We start from the raw sequence: 4,640 nt of genomic DNA, 5'->3' as shown, positions 1-4,640 counted from the left end.
ATCTTGGTGTAATAAAACACCATTAATTTAGTCACATCATTTAAACACAGTAAAAAAATAATTTTTTAAAAGTCTACTATTGGAGTTAGCAATGGAACTAAAAAACCTCTTCAGAGTCTCTGCAATCGTCGCTGCTATGGCACTTACTGGTTGTGGTGGTGACATCGAAGTTACACCTACTGTAAACGATAACAGCACTAACAATTCAAACAATACGACAAACACTGGCGATAAAACTCCAGATCCAGTTGTAGAGAACCCTTGTACAACTCGAGCGGTAGGAAGCACTGAAGTTCAAGGTACGTTCCAAGCACCACACTGTGTATACGGTACTGACTTCGCGTCTAAATCACTAGAAATTCAAGCTGATGTTACATTCAAAAAACTTAAGAATGGTGGTGCTCACGTATTTAAGGGTGCACTTTTAATCGGTAAAGATTGTAACACTTCAACAGGTTGTACAATCGAGGCGAATGGTCCAACACTAACTGTAGAGCCAGGTGCTGTAATGGCATTCACTTCTGGTGAGTCAGTGGTTCGTATCGCGCGTGGAGCAAAGATCAACGCAGTTGGTACTGCCGCTGAGCCAATTCGTTTCACTTCGGCTGCAGAATATGACGCATTTAACCTAGCAGGTATCGGTCCACAGTTTGCGGACTGGGGTGGCATAATGGTTAACGGTTTTGGTATCACAAACGAGTGTACCGATGCGGAGCGCGATGGCGACCTTTGTAATGCAGATTCTGAAGGTGTAACCAGCTACTATGGCGGTAAAAACAACGCAGATAGCAGCGGTCAAATCAAATATGCACACATTTGGTATGCAGGTTCTGGTCCTCGTGATGGCGGCCCTGGAGACGACTTAAACTCGCTAACGCTTAATGCTGTAGGTTCTGGCTCTAGCTTTGAGTTCTTACACATTCACCAAGGCTTTGATGACGGTATCGAATTCTTTGGCGGCGCGGCTAGCATCAAAAACATCGTCGTAACCGACACTCAAGATGATGCAGTAGACGTAGATGCAGGTTGGCAAGGTAAAGGTCAATTCATCCTGGTTAAGCACGGCACAATTAAAACTAAGCGCGACGTTACTTATGCTGATGACGACGGCAAAGCGGTATTAATCCCTGCTGGCGAAGAAGGTTTCATGGGTAACAACGGTTTTGAAACTGATGGTGAAAAAGCAGCAGGCCCCGATTACAGCCAAGCACCGGCATCTACGCTTAACTTTGCAAACGTAACTGTGTTAACGACTGATGGTAACTCAATTCGTGATGATGACGAATCACAAGGTATGAAGTTTGACGATGCAATCCGTGGTATGTACTACAACGCATTAGTGGTTAAATCATCAGCTGCGAATGGCACTGAATGTTTAGAGTTTAAAGATGATAAGGCTGCTGCAAACGCTGAAGCTGATACGCTTAACTATGTAAGCTCTGTACTTGCTTGTGCTGCAAACTTTAAAAATGGTTCTGACCCATTACCTGCAGGTGAAGGTAAAGAAGACTGGTTTGTTAACGCAGGTTCTAACCAAATTCTAAACGGTGCAGCTGACGTAATTGCAGCAGATGGCTTCTCAACAAATTCAAGCTCTACCGCTATCACTGTTGAAGCAAACGACCTAAGCAGCCTAAATGACAACTTCTTCACGACTGTTGATTACATAGGTGCGGTATCTGATAAAGATACATCTTCTGAATGGTATCAGTGGGCTAAGAAAGCAATTGAGGCTTCAAACGCTGACTAATTATCCGTAATGACCTTAGTTATTACAATTAAGGCGCAGTCATTGCGCCTTTTTTATGATTTTTGGCAGGATTGTATATGGATACTCAAATGAAATTTAAAAAAGTTGCTTTAGCCATCAGTACGGCACTCACAGTCGCAACTTCTCTACCAAGCGTTGCAGAAGAAGAACAAGCAATCGAAGAAGTTGTTGCGGTAGGTACTCGTTTACAAGGTAGTGCTGCAGCGGTAATTGAAGAACGTAAGAACCAAGCATTCGTTGCGGATATCTTAGGCGCAGAGCAGCTATCTAGAACAGGTGATAGTGATGCAGCATCGGCGCTACGTCGTGTTACCGGTCTTACGTTAGTTGACGGCAAGTTTATCTATGTTCGTGGCCTAGGTGAGCGTTACTCAAGTGCTCGCCTGAATGGTGCCGCAGTACCTAGCCCGGACTTAACCCGAAACGTTATTCCACTCGATATTTTTCCAGCAAGCATTATTGAAAGTCTAGCGGTACAAAAAGCTTATTCTCCATCAATGCCTGCTGCATTCGGTGGTGGTAACATCGATATCCGCACTAAGTCAGTACCATCGGAGTTCACCGCAGGTATTGAGGTAGGTATTGGCCAAAACTTTAATTCTGATAAAGGCTTTACCTACAGCGGAACTACAGAAGGTATACCTCAAGTACTACAAGATGCAGTTGTAAGATATCGCGGTAACTTTGACATCGGCGAAGTTGTAGACAAAAACGGTTTCAAAGATAAAGTCGGGCTAACACGTGCGGATCAAGCAATTGACGTGATCAAAGGTTTTGTGTCATCACTTCCTCGCGATATTCAAGTCAAAGAAGAGTCGCTAGATCCAAACTTTGATGTAAAAGCCAACATTGGCAATAGTTTCCAAGAAGATTGGTTAGGCGGCATGGTAGGCTTTATGCTTGCGGGTTCCTATGACAACGATTGGAATTATAGCGACCGCACAACAGGTGTTATTGACGACACATTAGCTGAAAACTGTACGTCTAAGCTTGAGACTGCGGAAGATACTGCAAACTCTTGTTATGTAACACTTAAAGAATCTAAAGTAACGACTGAAACTGAACGCCTAAATGGTGTATTCAATATCGGTTACCGCTTAGATCAGCATAGCATTACTTATTCTAAGATTTATCTCGAAGATAACGAAACCGAATCAGAGTTTTCCGTGTTACAAAGCCCTAACGGCAGTACCGTTAGAACAATTGCGGGAACGGGCGCGGCACAGCGTTCACATCAGTTTGATTACGAAGAACGCACGTTGGATATCGACCAAGTGATTGGTCAACACACGTTCCTCGATTACTGGGGGGTAGGCTTTGACTGGCAGTATACAGAGTCAAAAGCGCAAACCGATATTCCAACAGAAATCGACTTTAAGTTTATTGATAACTATAACGAAGACGGTTCTTATAAAAACTCCATCGTTACCGGTGATGATAACCGTATAACGTACGCCTTTACCGACATGGAAGACAACGTAAAGTCTTACAGCGGCAATGTCACCTTACCGTTAACCTTCGAGGGTATAGAAATTACTCTTAAAGGTGGTTACGACTTTATGGATAGAGCGCGTGTTTACAATACCAGTAACTTCGTTGTAAACAACAAAAGTGGTATATCCATCCCAGTAAACTTTGATGAGTCTGAGATCTATGGATTATCGGGTTATCTTGACGATGAGTTTTTGAACAACAACACTTTCTTGTTGACCTTCAACGAACCTCAGGCACCAGCAGCAGATGATTACATTGCCGCTCAAAAGATAGATGCGGGCTATGGTGAGTTTGATATCTTCTTCGACAATACCTGGCGTATTAGTGGTGGTATTCGTTACGAGGACTTTAAACAAGTGTCACTTGCAACATCAAGTCTGATTTTCGACCGCATAACGATGGAAACGATTTACGATGAAGAGCGTATTTTAGCCGGTACAGTTAACGAAGATAACTTCTTTAACGCACTATCGCTAACGTATCTTTCAGACGGTAACTATCAAGTACGTTTTGGTTATGGTGAAACCACTGTACGTCCTGACTTACGTGAGTTAGTACCGGTTGCCTACTATGATCCATTAACCGATATCCGCACCTTCGGTGTAGCTGGCCTTAAAAGTAGCGACCTGAAAAACTATGACGCGCGCTTTGAGTACTATATGGATAATGGCGACAACTTCTCAATTGCGGCATTCTATAAAGATATCACCGCGCCAATAGAAACTATCTTGCGCGTTGGTGATGAAGACTATACAGCAACCTTCGTAAACGGTGAGGAAGGTGAAGTATACGGTATTGAAGCCGAATGGTTATACGACTTATCGGGTCTTGCGAGTGGCTTCTTTACGTCAGGTAACATCACCCTGAGTGATTCTGAAGTATCGATAGATCCTGCTCGTGCTGGTAACTTAACCAACCCAACGAAGCGTATGACGGGTCACTCAGAGTACGTAGTTAATATGCAATTAAACTATGACTCGGCTGATGGTCAACACAGTGGTTCATTAGTGTATAACGTCTTTGGTGAGCGTATTTTGGCTTCAGGGATAGGCGGTAGAGATGATGCTTATGAGCAACCATTTCATTCACTTGATCTAGTATATACTTGGTATCCAGACTTTAACTCTAAAGTTAAATTTAAAGTCAAGAACTTGCTAAATGAAGATCAAGAAGTAACTCAATCTGACGTGGTAGTAAGACAAAAAGATGTTGGCACCTCAGTTAGCCTGAGCTACAGCTACGAGTTCTAAGGAACAACTAAGCTTAAAGCAAAGCCAAGGCATGCCTTGGCTTTTTTGATCTTTATCAATCTTTCTAAATTTTTTTCTTTGTTACTCGTTATTTCATAGACTAACTTCTGTAATTTTGTGTATAG

The 4,640-nt window shown here is 42.8% G+C and carries 2 protein-coding genes; both read left to right on the top strand.

Annotated elements, in window-relative coordinates; translation table 11 throughout:
• Positions 1-91 precede the first annotated feature (91 nt).
• Entirely contained in the window at positions 92-1,750 is a 1,659-nt protein-coding gene (locus L1D50_RS21690; protein WP_128727089.1) for a hypothetical protein, read from the top strand.
• A gap of 77 nt (positions 1,751-1,827) precedes the next feature.
• Entirely contained in the window at positions 1,828-4,515 is a 2,688-nt protein-coding gene (locus L1D50_RS21685) for a TonB-dependent receptor (RefSeq protein WP_239966799.1), read from the top strand.
• The last annotated feature ends 125 nt before the right edge of the window (positions 4,516-4,640 follow it).

The sequence above is a fragment of the Pseudoalteromonas sp. Isolate6 genome, assembly GCF_022398435.1.
In the GTDB taxonomy this organism is placed as follows: Bacteria; Pseudomonadota; Gammaproteobacteria; order Enterobacterales; family Alteromonadaceae; genus Pseudoalteromonas; species Pseudoalteromonas galatheae.
The sequence above is the reverse complement of the archived record's forward strand: the minus strand, read 5'-3'. Positions and strand labels throughout refer to the sequence as shown.